The organism is Pseudomonas sp. PDM26 (assembly GCF_019219185.1).
Classification (GTDB): domain Bacteria; phylum Pseudomonadota; class Gammaproteobacteria; order Pseudomonadales; family Pseudomonadaceae; genus Aquipseudomonas.
Window position 1 is genome coordinate 1 of the sequence record NZ_JAHUWC010000065.1, and the last position, 291, is coordinate 291.

1 rRNA gene is annotated in these 291 nt (G+C 51.9%); it reads right to left on the reverse strand.

Annotated features, from left to right (window positions below):
- Positions 1-183: 183 nt before the first annotated feature.
- Positions 184-291 (reverse strand): 23S ribosomal RNA (locus tag KW849_RS31115); the annotation flags it as partial.

Below are 291 nucleotides of genomic sequence, written 5' to 3' on the forward strand. Positions count from 1 at the left end.
GGGATGGGATCAGGTGGTTCCAATGCTCTATGGTCGTCAAGAAATTCGGGTACCGAGTCGTGGCCGGCTGGCCGCGCTTCAGCAAATTGGGTAGGTGATAGATTTGTGTGGTGCGAACTTTCGGTTCATTGCGTCTTCACACACCGCAATCTGGCTTTTAAGCGCAAATTGCTTGGGTGTTATATGGTCAAGCCTCACGGGCAATTAGTATTGGTTAGCTCAACGCCTCACAGCGCTTACACACCCAACCTATCAACGTCGTAGTCTTCGACGGCCCTTCAGGGGACTCAA